This is a genomic window from Caballeronia glathei, assembly GCF_000698595.1.
In the GTDB taxonomy this organism is placed as follows: Bacteria; Pseudomonadota; Gammaproteobacteria; order Burkholderiales; family Burkholderiaceae; genus Caballeronia; species Caballeronia glathei.
In genome coordinates, this window is sequence record NZ_JFHC01000355.1 from 1 (window position 1) to 303 (window position 303).

Genomic DNA, 303 nt, shown 5'->3' on the forward strand with positions numbered 1-303 from the left:
AGCCATCTGGCCTACCGGCCCGGCGCCCCAGATCGCAACGGTGTCAGTCGGCTCGATATCGCATTGCACGGCTGCTTGCCAGCCGGTGGGGAAGATGTCGCCGAGAAAAAGGACCTGCTCATCGGTGAGGCCGTCTGGAATTTTTACGTGCGTCTTATCCGCGAACGGCACGCGCACGTATTCGGCCTGCCCTCCTGGGTATCCGCCAGTCAAGTGTGTATAGCCAAACAGGCCCGCGGTGGTATGGCCGAACACCTTGTCCGCCACATCCTTGTTGCGATTGCTGCGCTCGCACACCGAGAA

Annotated in this window: 1 pseudogene; it reads right to left on the reverse strand. The window is 61.1% G+C overall.

The features are described from left to right. Positions 1–303, reverse strand: a pseudogene (locus tag BG61_RS39110) (glutathione-dependent formaldehyde dehydrogenase); the annotation flags it as partial.